This is a genomic window from Kaistella yananensis, from assembly GCF_026107505.2.
In the GTDB taxonomy this organism is placed as follows: Bacteria; Bacteroidota; Bacteroidia; order Flavobacteriales; family Weeksellaceae; genus Kaistella; species Kaistella yananensis.
Genome location: NZ_JAPCHZ010000004.1, coordinates 433,146 through 450,021, shown reverse-complemented (window position 1 = coordinate 450,021; position 16,876 = coordinate 433,146). Strand labels below are relative to the sequence as shown.

At 39.2% G+C, this 16,876-nt stretch carries 15 protein-coding genes; 6 read left to right on the top strand and 9 right to left on the bottom strand.

The window, feature by feature from the left end:
* Nucleotides 1-49 precede the first annotated feature (49 nt).
* Genes OK344_RS09075 through OK344_RS09065 form a run of 3 tightly spaced genes read left to right on the top strand, consistent with a single transcriptional unit; the run spans nt 50 to nt 5,045 of the window.
* The gene (locus tag OK344_RS09075; protein WP_265144490.1) at nt 50-1,933 is read left to right on the top strand and encodes a DNA topoisomerase IV subunit B; all 1,884 of its coding nucleotides are present in this window, start codon (nt 50-52) and stop codon (nt 1,931-1,933) included.
* An 18-nt stretch (nt 1,934-1,951) separates the two neighbouring features.
* A complete protein-coding gene (locus OK344_RS09070; RefSeq protein WP_265144489.1) occupies nt 1,952-2,434 on the top strand; it encodes a hypothetical protein in 483 nt (160 codons plus the stop codon).
* A gap of 4 nt (nt 2,435-2,438) precedes the next feature.
* A complete protein-coding gene (locus OK344_RS09065) occupies nt 2,439-5,045 on the top strand; it encodes a DNA gyrase/topoisomerase IV subunit A (RefSeq protein ID WP_265144488.1) in 2,607 nt (868 codons plus the stop codon).
* A 57-nt stretch (nt 5,046-5,102) separates the two neighbouring features.
* On the opposite strand, the gene OK344_RS09060 is transcribed toward OK344_RS09065, so the two are convergent.
* The 3 genes from OK344_RS09060 to tamL all read right to left on the bottom strand — a co-directional run bounded on the left by OK344_RS09060 (nt 5,103) and on the right by tamL (nt 10,764).
* Nucleotides 5,103-7,328, bottom strand: a complete 2,226-nt coding sequence (locus tag OK344_RS09060) for a M20/M25/M40 family metallo-hydrolase (protein ID WP_265144487.1) — start codon at nt 7,326-7,328, stop codon at nt 5,103-5,105.
* A 90-nt stretch (nt 7,329-7,418) separates the two neighbouring features.
* Nucleotides 7,419-8,123 carry a hypothetical protein gene (locus OK344_RS09055; RefSeq protein ID WP_265144486.1) on the bottom strand — a complete coding sequence of 235 codons (705 nt, stop codon included), beginning with the start codon at nt 8,121-8,123 and terminating at the stop codon, nt 7,419-7,421.
* Nucleotides 8,124-8,202: 79 nt separating this feature from the next.
* Nucleotides 8,203-10,764 (bottom strand): translocation and assembly module lipoprotein TamL, encoded by a 2,562-nt coding sequence (gene tamL, locus OK344_RS09050; protein ID WP_265144485.1) that lies wholly within the window; start codon nt 10,762-10,764, stop codon nt 8,203-8,205.
* Here tamL and OK344_RS09045 point away from each other — a divergent pair.
* Nucleotides 10,750-11,478 (top strand): RNA methyltransferase, encoded by a 729-nt coding sequence (locus OK344_RS09045; protein WP_265144484.1) that lies wholly within the window; start codon nt 10,750-10,752, stop codon nt 11,476-11,478. The two genes, tamL and OK344_RS09045, sit on opposite strands and share 15 nt — an antisense overlap.
* Before the next feature lie 17 nt (nt 11,479-11,495).
* Here the strand turns inward: OK344_RS09045 and OK344_RS09040 are convergent, their stop codons facing one another.
* From OK344_RS09040 to porQ, 5 genes are all read right to left on the bottom strand, one after another.
* Nucleotides 11,496-11,993, bottom strand: coding sequence for a phosphoribosyl-ATP pyrophosphatase (locus OK344_RS09040; RefSeq protein WP_265144483.1), 498 nt, complete (start codon nt 11,991-11,993; stop codon nt 11,496-11,498).
* Between the two features lie 3 nt (nt 11,994-11,996).
* Complete coding sequence (locus OK344_RS09035) at nt 11,997-12,305, bottom strand: phage holin family protein (protein ID WP_265144482.1); 309 nt, start codon at nt 12,303-12,305, stop codon at nt 11,997-11,999.
* 82 nt (nt 12,306-12,387) lie between these two features.
* Complete coding sequence (locus OK344_RS09030; protein ID WP_265144481.1) at nt 12,388-12,771, bottom strand: YtxH domain-containing protein; 384 nt, start codon at nt 12,769-12,771, stop codon at nt 12,388-12,390.
* Between the two features lie 107 nt (nt 12,772-12,878).
* Entirely contained in the window at nt 12,879-13,553 is a 675-nt protein-coding gene (gene cmk, locus OK344_RS09025; protein ID WP_265144480.1) for a (d)CMP kinase, read from the bottom strand.
* Nucleotides 13,554-13,625: 72 nt separating this feature from the next.
* Nucleotides 13,626-14,624: a type IX secretion system protein PorQ gene (porQ, locus tag OK344_RS09020; protein WP_265144479.1), complete on the bottom strand. Its 999-nt coding sequence runs from the start codon at nt 14,622-14,624 to the stop codon at nt 13,626-13,628.
* A gap of 133 nt (nt 14,625-14,757) precedes the next feature.
* Here porQ and pyrH point away from each other — a divergent pair, with 133 nt between their 5' ends.
* Together pyrH and frr are read left to right on the top strand one after the other, a co-directional pair.
* Nucleotides 14,758-15,465 (top strand): UMP kinase, encoded by a 708-nt coding sequence (pyrH, locus tag OK344_RS09015; RefSeq protein WP_088469129.1) that lies wholly within the window; start codon nt 14,758-14,760, stop codon nt 15,463-15,465.
* Between the two features lie 83 nt (nt 15,466-15,548).
* Nucleotides 15,549-16,103, top strand: a complete 555-nt coding sequence (frr, locus tag OK344_RS09010) for a ribosome recycling factor (RefSeq protein ID WP_265144478.1) — start codon at nt 15,549-15,551, stop codon at nt 16,101-16,103.
* 54 nt (nt 16,104-16,157) lie between these two features.
* On the opposite strand, the gene OK344_RS09005 is transcribed toward frr, so the two are convergent.
* Entirely contained in the window at nt 16,158-16,814 is a 657-nt protein-coding gene (locus tag OK344_RS09005; protein ID WP_265144477.1) for an NAD(P)H-binding protein, read from the bottom strand.
* Nucleotides 16,815-16,876 lie beyond the last annotated feature (62 nt).

Genomic DNA, 16,876 nt, shown 5'->3' with positions numbered 1-16,876 from the left:
CGCTATTTTTGTGAGTAACTGAATTTTTAAAAGCATTCTGCGAAAAACCATGAGCGAAATCAACACTGTAAACTATTCCGAAGATAACATCAGAACCCTCGATTGGCAGGAGCATATCAGGATTCGTCCCGGTATGTACATCGGCAAGCTTGGCGACGGGTCTTCTGCAGACGACGGGATTTATATTTTACTCAAGGAAATCATCGATAACTCCATCGATGAATTCGTAATGAAAGCCGGAAAGAGAATTGAAATTAAAATTGACGAAGGCAAAGCCACGATCCGCGATTATGGGCGTGGAATCCCTTTGGGAAAAGTCGTGGACGCCGTTTCTAAAATGAATACCGGAGGTAAATACGACTCCAAAGCTTTTAAAAAATCAGTAGGTCTTAACGGTGTCGGAACCAAAGCGGTGAACGCACTTTCAGAATATTTCCGGGTAAAATCGGTAAGGGAAGGCAAAGTGAAAGTAGCGGAGTTTTCAAAAGGAATTATCACGAGCGATAATGCCGAAATTGAAACCTCGGAAAGAAACGGAACCGAAATTACCTTTATTCCCGACGCCACAATCTTCACGCATTTTAAATTCAGGAAAGAGTATATCGAGAAGATGCTCAAAAATTACTGTTACCTGAATCCCGGATTGAAAATAATCTTCAACGGCGAAACCTATTTTTCCGAAAACGGACTGAAGGATCTTTTGCAGGAAGAAATTGAAGGCGAAATTCTTTACCCGATCGTTCATTTGAAAGACGAAGACATTGAAGTGGCGATTACCCATTCGGATAAGTCGCAGTCGGAGACCTATTTTTCTTTCGTAAACGGACAGAATACCACGCAGGGTGGTACGCACTTGAATGCCTTTCGTGAAGCTTATGTAAAGACCATCCGCGAATATTTCAATAAAAATTTCGAGGCGGCAGACATCCGTAAATCCATTATCGCGGCGGTTGCGATTAAAGTCATAGAACCTGTTTTCGAGTCCCAGACAAAGACCAAACTCGGTTCCAACGAAATGGAGCCCGGAAAGGAAACCGTAAGAACTTTCATTACCAATTTCTTAAAAAATAAACTCGATAATTTCCTCCACCAAAATCAGGAAATTGCCGAAGCCATTCACCGCAAAATCATTATTTCTGAAAGAGAAAGAAAAGAGCTTTCAGGAATTCAGAAACTGGCGCGGGAAAGGGCGAAAAAGGTTTCGCTTCACAACAAAAAACTGCGCGACTGCCGCGAACATTATAACGATCAGAAAGCCGTAAGAAAAGGGGAGACCATGATCTTCATAACTGAAGGTGATTCGGCATCAGGATCTATTACGAAATCGCGCGATGTGGAGACCCAGGCGGTTTTTTCCCTTAAAGGAAAACCGCTGAACTGTTATGGTTTGACTAAGAGAGTAGTTTACGAAAATGAAGAATTCAACCTGCTGCAGGCTGCGCTGAATATTGAGGATTCACTGGAAGATCTGCGCTACAACCACGTGATTATCGCAACCGATGCCGATGTCGACGGCATGCACATCCGTTTGCTGATGATTACTTTCTTCCTGCAGTTTTTTCCGGATTTAATTAAAAACGGACATCTTTATATTCTCCAAACCCCTTTATTCAGGGTAAGAAACAAGAAAGAAACCCGCTACTGCTATACCGAAGCAGAAAGGATAAAAGCCTTAAATGAACTTGGCAAAAACCCCGAAATCACCAGGTTTAAAGGTCTTGGTGAGATTTCTCCTGATGAGTTTAAACATTTTATCGGGAAAGACATCCGATTAGAACCTGTAGTTTTAGGAAAAGACCAGACGATTGATCAGCTTCTGGAGTTCTATATGGGAAAAAATACGCCCGACAGGCAGCAGTTTATCCTGCAAAATCTGGTGGTGGAAGATCCGGATATTGATAAAAAAGAAATTCTGGAAGATGCCGAAGTTTAAGTAATCTGTAACACATCGATGAGACTCAATAACCGCAACAAAGCAGGTTTCTATAATTTTATAAGCACCACGATTTTACTTATTTTCGTATTAGGCTGTGGTGCATTCTTTATGGAACTTTTCAAATTTGACTTTCTTGGAAGAGGCACTACTGCCTTGCTCATCATCGTTCCAAGCATTTTCGGATTGATATTTTACCTGAGAGGACGGCAGATTTTCGAATACGACAGTGACGGCGAAGCTTTGAATTTTAAAAACCGAAACGTATTATTTTACGAGAAAGCCATAAGTGACGAGTTTCCGAAATACAAACTCATCAGTTATGAAATTATTGATGCATTGATTTTCAGGAAACTGTATATAAATATTTTAAGTAAAAAAAATAAAATTATAACCCTGAAATACGATGTATCTTACCTGAGTAAAAAGGAACTGAAAGACCTGAAATTCTCATTAAGCAAAGTCATCAAAGAAAACAAAGAAAATAAGAGAGAGCTATAAGTTGATGGAAGAACAAGAAAATCACCACGAAGAATCCCTGAAAAAAGTCTCCGGTCTTTACAGAAACTGGTTTCTAGATTACGCATCCTACGTAATTCTGGACAGGGCAATTCCTTCAATTTTTGATGGATTCAAACCTGTACAGCGCCGCATCATGCACTCCATGCGTGAGCTGGAAGACGGCCGCTACAATAAAGTAGCAAACCTTGTGGGGAATACCATGAAATATCACCCGCATGGTGATGCCTCGATTACCGATGCGATGGTGCAGATTGGCCAGAAAGAATTACTGATCGATACGCAGGGAAACTGGGGAAATATCTATACCGGAGATTCTGCCGCTGCAGCAAGATATATTGAAGCAAGGCTTACCCCGTTCGCGCTGGAAGTTGTTTTCAACCCGAAAACCACGCAATGGGCGAAATCCTATGATGGCAGAAACAATGAACCAATTGATCTGCCTGTAAAATTTCCGTTACTCCTTGCGTCGGGTGTTGAAGGTATTGGGGTGGGACTTTCTACCAAAATTATGCCTCATAATTTTAATGAACTGATCAACGCTTCTATTGCCCATCTGAAAGGAAAGAAATTTGAACTTTTCCCGGATTTTCTTACCGGCGGCATGCTCGATGTTTCCAATTATAACGATGGCGAACGAGGCGGAAAAATACGTGCAAGAGCCAGAATCATTCAGAAAGATAAAAACACGCTCTGCATAACCGAACTGCCTTTTGGTAAAAATACCGGCGATCTCATCGATTCCATCATCAAAGCCAACGAGAAAGGGAAGATTAAAATCAAGAAAATTGAGGATAACACTTCGGATACGGTTGAAATCAATATTCACCTCAACAATGATGTTTCGCCGGATAAAACCATCGATGCACTATACGCATTTACCGATTGCGAAATCCCAATTTCACCCAATGCGTGCGTCATTGTCGGCGATAAACCTGAATTTTTAACCGTTTCAGAAATTTTAAGAAGAAATACTGATCATACGGTTGCTCTCCTTAAAAAAGAACTGGAGATTGAGCTGAATGAACTTCAGGAAAAATGGCATTTTGCAAGTCTCGAAAAAATATTTATCGAAAACGAAATTTACCAGGAAATTAAAGGTAAATCTTCAAAAGAAGAAGTGTATGAAGCGGTTGACAAAGCCCTGAAACCTTTTACCAAAAACCTTTTGCGGGCTGTTACGACCGAGGATATCATTAAGCTTACCGAACTTCCGTTTATGCGGATCTCGAGATATGACCAAGATAAAGCCATCGAGAATTTACTGAATCTGGAAGGCAAAATAGAACAGGTAAAACATCATCTGAATAACCTGATCACTTATGCCATCGATTATTTCATCAACATCCAGAAAAAATACGGAAAAGGCAAGGAGCGACGGACAGAACTGAGAATTTTCGACACTATTGACGCGACAAAAGTTGCAGTAGCCAACGAAAAGTTCTATGCCAATTTCGAAGAAGGATTCATTGGAACATCTTTAAAGAAAGACCAGTATCTTTTCGACTGTTCAGATATTGATGATATCATCACCTTCCAGAAAGACGGTACCATGAAAGTGGTGAAAGTGGAAGCAAAAACCTTTATCGGCAAAAATATCGTACATGTTGCCGTGTGGAAAAAAAATGACAAGCGTACCGTTTACAACATGATTTACCGTGAAGGCAGAGATGGCGCTTATTACATGAAAAGATTTTCGGTAACCGGGGTAACACGGAATACAGATTACAAACTGGCCTCCGAAAAGAAAGGTTCAGAAATGCTGTACTTTTCTGCAAATCCCAATGGCGAAGCCGAAGTAGTTACGGTTTTATTGAAACCTAACGCCAGAATAAGAAAAAATAAAATGGAAATCGATTTCTCGGAGCTGGCAATTAAAGGCCGGGATTCCAAAGGAAATCTGGTGACCAAATACGCCATTAAAAAAGTTGAAATGAAGGAAGAAGGTCATTCAACCCTGGCACCGAGAAAAATCTGGTTCGATGATACTGTGAGAAGGCTGAATGCCGATGCACGCGGAACTTTGCTCGGAAGTTTCAAAGGCGACGATAAAATACTCACCATCAATGCGCAGGGTGAAGCTAAACTTGTTTCATTTGACCTGATGAACCGTTTCGATGATGATTATCTGATCCTGGAAAAATGGAATCCGGAACAGCCTATTACCGCGATTTACTTTGATGGGGAGAAGCAGATTTACTTTATCAAGAGATTTCTGCTCGAAAACAATACGAATATCCAGAATTTCATGCCTTCAGAACACCCGAAATCGTTTATTGAGCAGGTAATCGTGGCCAATAATTCTACTGCAGAAATTATTTTCGCCAAAGACAAAGGCAAAGAAAAAGACCCGGAAACCATCATTGTTGATGAGTTTATAGCGGTGAAAGGGATCAAGGCGAATGGTAATCAATTGACGAAAAGTAAAGTAAAAAGCATCAACGTCACTATTCCAGAACCTACGGAAGAGATAAATCCGGGTTTTGATGTGGTTGAAAGTACCGAAGGTCACATTTCATTCATTGATGAAGATGTAAAAGACGCTGATTTTCCGGATGAAGGCACTATTGGAAACCTTTTTGATGAAGAATAAACATTGAAAATCAATAATAAAGGCGCTCCGAAAAGCGCCTTTTTTATTTAACTTATTTTAAAACTTCACATTCACCGTCATTTCTTTTCCATCTCTTAGGACAGTTACCGGAAGTTCGTCGCCTGAATTTACTTTCGAAAGGCAATCCATATAACTGTACACTTCTTTCACATCGCATTTTCCGATACGAATGAGAACGTCCCCGGATCTGATTCCTGCCAGATCCGCTGGGCGTTTTTCGGTGACACCGTCAATCTGCAGGCCGTCTTTGGAATCGGCATAGCTTGGCATTATTCCCAGCGTTACTTTATATTTCGGGATGGCTTTACTCTGAGAGATTTTGGTTTTAGTAAAAGGAATGTTTTCAACCTCGGCCAATCCGTTGGCTAAATTGAAAACGTAATGGGTAATGTTGCGCAATCCTGTGAAATTAACCCTTTCTGTGTCATCTGTCGGTTTGTGGTAATCGCTGTGGGTTCCCGTAAAGAGAAATAAAACAGGAATGTCTTTCAGGTAGAAACTCGTATGATCCGACGGACCCACACCAGCGCTGTCAATCGCCAGATTAAATCCTGCTGGTTTATATTTTTTAATCATCTCCCCAAAAACAGGCGAAGTTCCTACACCGCCAACCGTCAAATCTTTGTCTTTGTTCAGACGACCGATCATATCGAGATTAATCATGGAAATAACGTTCGGATAGTGGTCTTTTACCTCTTCAGCGATTTTTTTTGATCCCATTAATCCATCTTCTTCACCTGAGAAAAGTGCGAAAACATAGTTTGCTTTTTCTTTTGTTTTATTTTGAGAAAACATTCTGGCCAACTCCAGTACGGCAGAAACTCCGGAAGCGTTATCATCTGCCCCGTTATGGATTTGCCCGTTGGAATTCATTAGGGTAGAGTTGTGGTGTTCATTAAGGCCCAAATGATCATAGTGCGCGCCGATGATGATGGTTTTAGATGCTTTGTTGTCCAGATATCCGATGACATTACGGCTGTTAATTTGAACGGCGGAACTTTCCTCGTGCGGATTAAGTTTCAGGTCGTAAGTGAAGTCTTGAAAATAACTTTTTCCGTTGCGGGGCTTTAATTTCAGGGATTTAAATTCTTTGGAAATAAATTCTGAAGCTTTTTTCTCGCCTTCACTTCCTGTCAATCGGCCTTTTAACTCATCAGATGCAAGATAGGAAACTGTTTTCTTAAGGTTTTGTTCAGAAACATTTTCATGATGGTCTGTTTCTACCCAATCGGCGATAAAAACATTGGTTTCATGGGCTTTTCCGGCCTGGCGGTTACTCGAGAATACCAATTTTTTTCCGTCGTGCGAAAACATCGGAAATGCATTGAACTCACTTTCATAGGTGATTTGGGTAAGATTACTTCCGTCTAAATCAATGGAATAAATCTGGAAATCGTAACCTCTCGTGGAATGGTGGTTCGATGAAAATAAAATTTTCTTATCCGAGGGATGAAAATACGGCGACCAGTTTGCTTTACCGAGATTTGTAATCTGTTTGAGGCCGCTACCGTCGATATTCATGGTATAAATCTCCATGTTGGTGGGTGCTACAAGGTTTTCTGCCAAAAGGTCTTTATACTCCTTAATTTCCGCCGCGGTACTAGGTCTGGATGAACGGAATACCAGTTTTTTGGAATCATGTGAGAAAAAAGCACCTCCATCATAACCCAATCCAAAAGTCAATTGTTTCAAGTTTTTTCCGTCAATATCCATCCGCCATAATTCGAGATCGCCGCTTCTGGTTGACGTGAAAACGATGTATTTGCCGTCTGGCGAAACCACCGCTTCCGCATCATAACCCGGAGAATCGGTAAATTTTCTCGTGATTTTACCGTTTAAATCAGCTTCATAAATGTCGAATTCTTCATAAATCGGCCAAAGATATTTGCCGTCTGTGCGCGGTTTTGGTTTTGCCGGACATTTTTTGTTGGCTTCATGAGTGGAAGCATATATGACATGTTTTCCATCGGGCATGAAAAAAGAACATGTTGTTCTGCCGGTTCCTGTAGATATAAGGTTTAAATCTTTCGTTGAAATATTCTTCTGATTTAAATCTAAAAGATAAATCTGATCACAGTGTGCACCAATCGTGGGATTGGTAACCTGCAGCGTAAGTTTTTTTCCGTCGGGTGAAAAATAAGCTTCAGCATTATCGCCTCCGAAAGTAAGTTTCTGGATATTTCTGAGATTTCTTTCCTGCGAAAAAATCAGCATACTAGCGCCGAGCAGCGCAATGCAAAATGACCTTGTGGAGAAATTCATAATTTGATATTGGTTGATATCAAATATAAATAAAAATTGCCAAAACTAATTCTGGCAATTTTATGAATATCAATGATTTTGAATTTTTTCCTAATAAATAATTTTTGAAGAAACGAGTCTGGTTTCAAGATAATCATTTCCATATACGGCATGACATATTTCTTTAACTAAACCTAAGCCTTTTTTGTACGAAATGTCCTGCGTTTTAGGCAACAGACCAGTTGTAGTGCTGATAGGGGTAAAAACCCCTTTATAAGGAAAAACAGTATAAGATGTTCCTTCTACAATGATATTGGATTCGTTTTGCAACTGGTAAAGCACATTTCCGATAATCGGAGAGCCGGGACCAAGGTCAAAAATGGGATTATTATATATGTAATTAATATCCATGCCTGGATGGAGCACATGTCCACCTGTTTCAGAAATGTCGATATTACCCGACGCAGGATAGGAGACCAAGTGACCTTTTGTATTTACCCTCAAATATCTGTAACTCACATTGCCATTTAAATTTGAATTCGGGAAATGGGTCTTAGTCCGCTCTTTTGCCATTGTGAATCCCTGAATGTTTTCTTTGCCGACAATACTTACAGAATCAATTCTTCCTGTGAATGTGGAGGAACTTTGTGGATTTGTGAAATCAGGATTTCTGTACGTTTTATAAACCCATTTATTACCAACATTAAGGTTAAAAAAAGGATCTTCGGTAAGATTTGGCGTTGGCAATTCGTCTGTTCTGCACGATACCGCTGCTAAAAGAATAATGCTAAGTAGCAAGTTTAATGTTAATTTCATAGTTTTTCTTATCTAACGTAAATAAATATGAATTATTTTGTTAAATTAATAAAAAATATGCAAAATATAAAAATTATCATTAAAATGGATATCCAAAAGCAAAGTTGAGCACCGGTTTCCAGGTGTTGCCAAGAACCCAGCGGTCGCCAACAGGTTGGTTGGGATCATAAACTTTATATGCCGCATCGAGTCTTAAAGTAATGTAGGCGACATTCACCCTTAAACCTACACCCGTTCCAACGCCCATTTGTGACAGGAATTTGTTGAATTTAAATTCGTCGCCAAAACCGCTGTCTTTTAAACTCCAAATATTCCCAGCGTCAATGAAAGCAGCGCCTTCAAACATTGGGGTAAAAGGCATTCTGTATTCAATATTGGTGGTAAGTTTCACATTGTCCATGATGTATGAACGGATTTTTTCGTCGAGCTGCGAATCTGCAGGACCTAAACCTCCAAAAACCCTCCAGGCCCGAATGTCGTTGGAACCGCCATTGAAATAAGATCTCACAAAAGGCATGGTAGAAGAATTTCCGTACGGAATTCCGACCCCGATAAACTGTCGTAAGGCCAGCGTATGTTTGTTATTGAAAAAGGTGAAATATTTGCGGACATCAACATCAAATTTCACAAACTGAGAATACGGAATATCGAAAATCTTTTTGGTTTCACCTGAAATCACACCGACTTCTCTTGGATTACTTTTGAACAGTGCGAAAGCATTACCGGCAAGTTCTACTTTGGCGTTCAGATAGAAAGGATTTGGCCGGTCTTTTTTACCAATTTCATTGTAAATTACATTGTAAATCATTGATGAAATCAGCACGTCCTGAGTTTGGCGGTCTTTGTTGATAAGTGATTGTCTGAATGTATTGTAAAGTGACAGATCATCGCCCGTTAAAGAATTTTGATAATTGGTGTCGTTCAGGATTATGGTAGAAAAATCATCGGAAGAGATTTGTCCGTTTACAAAATCCTGATAAAGCGCAGGCGAATAATTCTGGAATATATTTTCTCTTACCACCGCATCTGCAGGAAAGAAATCATAATAACGGTCTTTGTTGCGTGTAATACTCAACTGGGTATTGAATAAAGAAAGCCGGTGGGAAACAATATCATTTACATTCGCGAAATAATTTAAACCTGCATTAAAACCAATTCTACCAAGACCAATATTATCCTGAACAGAAGTTCCCAACACAATCGAAGAAGTAGGAGAGTACCGTTTAGGAATCAGCCGCCAAGTTTTAAATGGCAATAGCAGCCTTGGAAAATTTAAAGATGCCTGTGCGGATATTTCGTAGGCCAAACTCCGCTTGTCCGGATTTTTGGAATTTACAATAGAGCCGAAAATACCAGAAACACTTGTGGTTAAGTTTTCAGCACCGCCGAAGACATTTCTGGTCGTTAAATCAACCGACGGAGAAACCCCGAAGTTGAGAATCTGCGAGTAATTAATGTCTGTAGCAATTTTTAAATCGTATTTCGGAAGCGGAGCGAGATAATAACTTACATCCAGAATACTGTCATTCCCTTTACGTAAAATTTCATCATATTTAATGATGCTGAAATTGTTCATAGAAGAGATATTCCGTTTCGTGAGATCCAGATTGCGCTGCTGATAAACGTCGCCTTTCTTTAAAATAATCGGTCTCCACAGTGCCATTGTTTTGAACTGATCATCCAATTTATAAAAGTTTATGCCTAAAAGGGAATCCTTAACAGTTTCAGTAGAATCTGAAAGTTTTTCGAGCAGGTGAACTTTAATATCACCTATCGTGGTTATTTTGTAGCGAGAATCCATCGAATCTTTGTGGATATCCATGGTAAGCGGTACGTTTTTCCTGCTTTGAAGCGTATCTGCTGTAAAATAAATTTCTTCGTTGGAATTATTGAATTTGTAATATCCACGGTCTTTCATCAGGTCATTGATCCTTTTCACCTCCTTTTCCAACGTGCTCTGATCCAGGATTTGTTTGCCTTTTACAAGACTTTTCGTTAAGTCCTCTTCATAAATATTTCTGATGTTAGGATCGGGAATATTATAGTAGTAATCGCTGATGTAGGTAGGATCCTTATGAGTAATCAGATAATTTGCCTGCGCTTTTTTTGCTGCAGAATCCAGCTCATGACTGAATTTTACATCGGCATCCCAATAACCTTTGTACACGAAAAATTTTCGGATGGAGTTGGCGCTTGTTTCAGTTTTTCCCTGATCCAAAATTACGGGAGGTTGACCTATATTGTGCATAAACCGCTCATAAAACAAACTTTTTCCCACATATTCCGGATGTTCGTATTTAATGAAAAGAGAATCGCGAAGTTTCTGGTTTCTCATTTCGGAGGGATATGTCATGTATTCATTCAGAATCGAATCGTATTTCGGGTTGGTTGCATTATACATCCAAAGCCCGATAGGGAAAAGAAAAAGCTGTTTTTTATTGGGTTTCTGGCTTACATAATTAGGAACTTCATCATCTAAAATCTTTCCGTCCTCGTAACGGTAATTGTTTTTTGTCAACAGATATTCGCCCTCGGGAACTTTTTTTGTAGTGCTGCAGGCGTACAGAAAAAATACAGTAATTGCAGATGCGAAAAATATGTAATACTTTTGAAAATATTTTGATAAATGCTTACGGCTCATAAAATAAAAATTTTACAGTCTTTAGACAAAAAGAAGTTCAGACAAAAATACAATTTGTTTTTGGTTGAAGGCAATAAAACGATTAAAGAAATACCCTCGTCACATTATAAAATCAGCGAAATTTACACGGTAAATCCAGATGAATTTTCAGTTGAAAATGTACATATTACTGCTGTTTCCCCAACCGAATTAAAAAAAATAAGCTTTCTGCAAAACCCGAAAGATTCGGTAGCGGTCTGCGAACTTAGAGAAGCAAAAACTTTACCGCATTTCTCAATACAACTCATTCTCGACGGTATTCAGGATCCCGGTAATCTGGGAACGATCATCAGACTGGCCGATTGGTTCGGGATTGAACAGATTATATGCAGCGAAGACACCGTAGATTTTTATAATCCCAAAGTCATTCAGGCAAGCATGGGTTCGTTTCTGCGCGTCAATCTTGTTTATGAAGATATTCACGCCTATCTTCAGAATTCTTCATCAGCCATCATCGGAGCCGATATGGACGGAAAAAACCTTTATCAATATTCATTTCCAGAAAAATTCAGTTTGGTTTTGGGAAATGAAGGAAATGGAATACGTGCGAAAACCGAAGAACTTTTAACCGATAAAATTACAATTCCCCGTTTTGGTAAATCCCGTGCTACTGAAAGCCTGAACGTTTCGATGGCAGCGGGCATTATTCTGGGACAAATTTTTTCGGAAAAATAAAAGCATTGGGGCTTTTATTAAATCAACTGCTCCAGGCTTGAGGTTGTTCTGTTTCTCTGATACTGCTCAAGTTTTTCGCGCACGTATTTCAATGCAATGGGTGCGAGATAAATCAGTGCAAGACCAATGGCTTTTTTCTTCCAGCTGGTGTTGTAAAGACTTTTTCTGGCATAATTCCCGACAAAAGTTACAGCACCGATTTTCAGGGCATTTTCTACCAGATTCATACCGGTATCGCTTTTGGCAAAGCCGTAAACGGCGTTTCTGCTGAGTACCGTATCTTTAACGCTGTTGGAAAATTCTTTTACAATCTCGTTGGTATTTAAAGAAATGCTGGTGGCACCATCTGGTTTAATTTCCTCTTTTAGGTATTTATCAGTAAAACCGTTGGTGAAGGCGCTTAAGCTTTCCTTTGTATTATCGAATGTAATTAATTCTTCGATCTCGGTAACTTCTTTTTTAAGTAATTCTTTTTTTCGACGGAGTTCTTCCAGGCTGCTGTATTTGGTTCCCATTATTTAACTGTTTAGTGATTGAATAATTTTGTTGGCTACTGCATTTTTAATCGAATTTCTTGTAAGGAATACAATAATAATGATAAGAAGATAAAATCCTGCCATAATAAGCAAACCATAAGCGTAATTGCCTAAGTAAGAACCGATGAGCAAACCTAACCCGATATTGAGCAATATTAAGAAGAACATGACCGCCACTGCAGCAATTGCCAAAAAAGTAAAAGTTCCTGCGGTAACCGAAGATTTTTCTGTAGCTTCCATTTTAAGAAGATCCAGTCGCTTTGCAGCATATTCTTTTACAAGGTCTAGCATAATATTATTGTTTAAAGTTACAAAAAAAGGAACTTAGAAGTAAAGTTCCTTTTTATTTTAATGGAATAAAACGGAAGTTCAATTAAGATTTAAGTCCGTCTAATTCATTTTCTACATCTTTTACCACTTCAGTTGTTTTTGCAATTGCCTGGTCTTTGTATTTATCGTAACCTTCTTTTACTGAAGATACTACTTTGTCGGCAGTTTCTTTTACCTGAGTAGAGATATTTCCATACTGGTCTCTTACCTTGCCGGAAACATCCTGAAACTGCTCTTTCGCTTTTTCAGAAACTCTACCGTACTGATCAACTGCCTGATCTTTCAGTTCGTTTGCTTTATTCTTAATTTTTTTTCTCGTTTCAGTACCTTCTTCCGGAGCGTAAAGCATTCCCAGAACTAAACCTGCCGCAGCACCTGCAAGTAGACCTGCCAAAACTCCTGCTGCATTATTTCCTTTTTTAGACATTTTAGATAATTTTTAATAGTTAATAATTAATGTTTGATGCTTTTTTTCATCTCACATAAAGTTACAATTTATATACCAATTAAACAAACCGCATTCTTAAAATTATGTTAAAAGTCTTTAATGAAGGAAAGAATAAGGTCGATGGTCTCTAGTTTTGTTAAATCTGAATTGTCAATGAGGATTGCGTCGTCGGCTTGTTTCAAAGGGGCTACGCTTCTCTCACTGTCGATTTTGTCACGGGTGATTAAATTATGTCTTACTTCATGCTCCTCACTGGGCATGCCCAAGCCCTGCAGTTCCAGAAAACGACGTTTTGTCCGTTCTTCAATACTGGCGGTGAGAAAAAATTTATAATCGGCATTGGGCAGAACAACGGTGCCGATGTCGCGGCCATCCATTATCACACCGCCTTTGGCTGCGATGGAGCGCTGGGTTTCCATTAAAAAATCGCGAACTTCCTTTTGGCAGGCAATTAAACTTACCTGTGATGAAACTTCATTTGACCTGATTTCTTTGGAAACGTCTTTACCGTTGAGAAGCAGAACAAGTTCATTCTCAAGTTCCGAAAACTCAAGATGCACTTCATTTAATTTAGAGAAAAGCAACGGCAAATCGATTTCACCGGATTCATTAAGACAGTTTTGAAGAGCGAAATAAGTAATTCCCCTATACAGTGCTCCTGTGTCCATATGAACAAGCCCCAACCGCTCTGCAATAACTTTTGATATTGAACTTTTTCCGGTGGACGAATAGCCGTCGATGGCAATAACAGGTTTTCTCATGCCGCAAATTTCATCATTTTTTTTGAATTTGCGAAACCGATGATGTGAAGAACAGAAAGTTTTAAATGGAAATTATCGTCGGTTTCCGCCAACTTCAATTAAATCTAAAGTAAGACCGAAGAGGTTTACATTAGATGAGTTGTGATAACGCACATGGGCATAATCAAACCGGAAGGACGAAATTTTAATCCCGAAACCTGCAGAAAGACCTGAAAAGCTTCGCTGGTCGAGCACCGCAAGTTCATTTCCGCGTTTTACATTATACCCAAAACGGATGTTGAAAGCCTGTTGCGGAAACAATTCTGCACCAAAAGAAAGGTGATCGGTGATTTTTCTGCTCCAGCTAATTTCCTGACCATTGTTGTTATAATCCTGCGAAATATTCAGTTTCTGTAAATCGTGGGCGGTAATTGTAAGCGCGACTGGAAATTCATCTAAAATTTTGGTATAACCCAAATCTACGCGGAATGTTACATTTTCACGCAACCCATTGTAAGTTTTGAATTGGTACCCGAAATTCCTGAAGACGAGTGCAAGCGTTTCGTTACTCTGTCTGTTATGATATGTTACTCCAGCATTTCCTACCACAGCGATGGAAGTGTAATTGTCGATTCTGGAAGATACAAAGCTGGCACTTCCGGCAATCGTCCAGTCCTCATCGAACTGGTAGGCGTAGCCTAATCCGATTGAAGCATCCATCGCTCCGAATTCACCATCAATTACAGCGCTTTCGTCGGTTCTCGGCATTTTGCCGTAGTCCATGTATCGTGCATTGAGACTTACTAAATGACCTTCTTCCAAATCTTTTACATAACTGATGGTTCCGTATTTAGAATCGGAGAGATACGAAGCATAGTTCAGCGAAATCATTTCATCCTGTTCAAGATTCATTAAACCGGGATTCACGGCTGCGAAACTTACGTCGTAATCCCGGACCGAAACAGCATCGCCTCCCAAAGCGGCCTGTCTTGCAGACACCGGAATGTTGAGAAACGGGTACACATTTGTTCCTTCCTGAGCTAACAAAATGGTGGTAAAAAGAAGAACCGAAACGGAGATAATTTTTTTCAAATTCGTATTTATGTTTGCAAAAATAATTTTTTTAAAAATTTATCAAAAATATTTCCTGTAAATATAATTCTATTAACGAGATTATTTGCGTTTCCTTATATTTGCAGAGCAAAAAAGAGATAAAATAGAAAAAATGAAATACAAACGAATTCTTCTGAAACTTAGTGGTGAAGCTTTGATGGGAAACCGACAGTACGGAATTGACAATGACCGGCTTAAAGAATATGCTGCTGAAATAAAAAAAGTAGTTGATAAAGGCTGCGAAGTTGCCATTGTTATTGGTGGAGGAAATATTTTTCGTGGTTTGGCAGGAGCTGCTAAAGGAATGGACAGAGTTCAGGGAGATTACATGGGGATGCTGGCCACCGTGATTAATGGGATGGCATTGCAGGGAGCACTGGAGGATGCCGGGATTTACACCCGTCTTCAATCTGCGATTGAAATGGATAAGGTTGCAGAACCCTTCATCAAGAGAAAAGCAACGAGACACCTTGAAAAGGGTAGAGTCGTTATTTTCGGTGCAGGAACCGGAAATCCATATTTTACCACAGATACTGCGGCAACGCTCAGAGCCATTGAAATTGGTGCTGATGTAATTCTGAAGGGAACAAGAGTCGATGGAATTTACGATTCAGATCCAGAAAAAAATGATAACGCCGTGAAATTTAATTCATTAACATTTGATGAAGTTTTCGAAAAAGACTTGAAAGTAATGGATATGACTGCCTTTACCTTAAGCCACGAAAATAAATTACCGATTATTGTTTTCGACATGAACAAAGAAGGAAATCTATTGAAAATTGTGGAAGGTGAAAATATCGGAACACTTGTAAATATATAAATCAAAATTTTAAAAATAATCCAGACCGATTTCCAGATTAATGAAGGGAAACATTGGAATAAAAAACTGAAAACAAACACGTTATGGAAGATTTAGATATGATTATTGATATGGTGAAGCAGGAAATGGATGCGGCGATGAAACATCTTGACCATGCTTTTCAAAAAATCAGAGCAGGCCGTGCATCCACAACAATGGTGCAGGATGTGATGGTGGAGTATTACGGCGCACCAACTCCCATTAATCAGGTTGCCAATGTAATGGTGCCCGATGCGATGACGATTTCCATTCAACCTTGGGACAGAACAGCTATTGGAGCTATTGAAAAAGCCATTATCAACTCAAATCTTGGTTTTGCACCCATGAATAATGGTGAAAATATCATCCTGAATGTGCCTCCTTTAACAGAAGAAAGAAGACGGGAACTTGCAAAATTGGCGAAAGCGGAGACAGAATCAACCAAGATTACTATTCGTAATGCAAGACAGGATGGGATGAAAGAACTTAAAAAGCTTGATGGCGTATCAGAAGATCTTATTAAAGATGCTGAAGAAAAAATTCAGTTGGTGACTGATAAATATGTAAAAATGTGCGACGAACATTTAAAAGTTAAAGAAGCGGAAATTATGAAAGTATAATGCTTCCTGTAAAAATATAAAAGCCCTGAATTTTCAGGGCTTTTTGTTTTAATATTAACTATGGTTTTTCTCTGCAAAACTGAAAATACTTCCAAGCTTGATTTTCGAATAACCGTAAGACTTTATCTTGGAGGAATTAATCATTGCCTTCGCCAGAACCTCTGTCGGTAAAGGTTTCTGTTGGGTCAGAACACCGAATTTATTGGCAAATTTTATAATCTTTCCACCCAGAACTTCCCCGGTTCTTTCTGAATCTTTTCTTTCGAGCATTCCAGGCTGGAAAATCGTTAACTTATTAAAATGTAAATCTTTAATACTTTGCTCAAGCTCACCCTTCATGCGCGAATAGAAAATTTTAGATTTTGGGTTTGCTCCATAGGATGAAACCAGAATATAATCTTCCACTTCGTTTTCTTTCGCGGCTTTTGCAAAATGGTACTGATAATCGTAATCTACTTTTCGCTGGGCTTCTTTGCTTCCTGCGGTTTTCAGTGTTGTTCCAAGGCAAGAAAAGGCGACATCTCCTTTTACTAAATCTTTCCATTCCTCAGGTTTATCGAAGTTTACGATATGCGTTTTAAGTTTAGGATTTTCAACAGCTAAAGGTCGCCGCACGAAGACATTTACTTCATCGTAACCTTTATCTGTAAGTAATTGGCTCACCAAATCTTTCCCCGTTGCGCCGGTTGCGCCGATAACAAGTGCTTTCATATTTTTATTATAAGTGATAGCTAATTATAAATGAGTACTATTTTGCATTCTTAAAATTACTA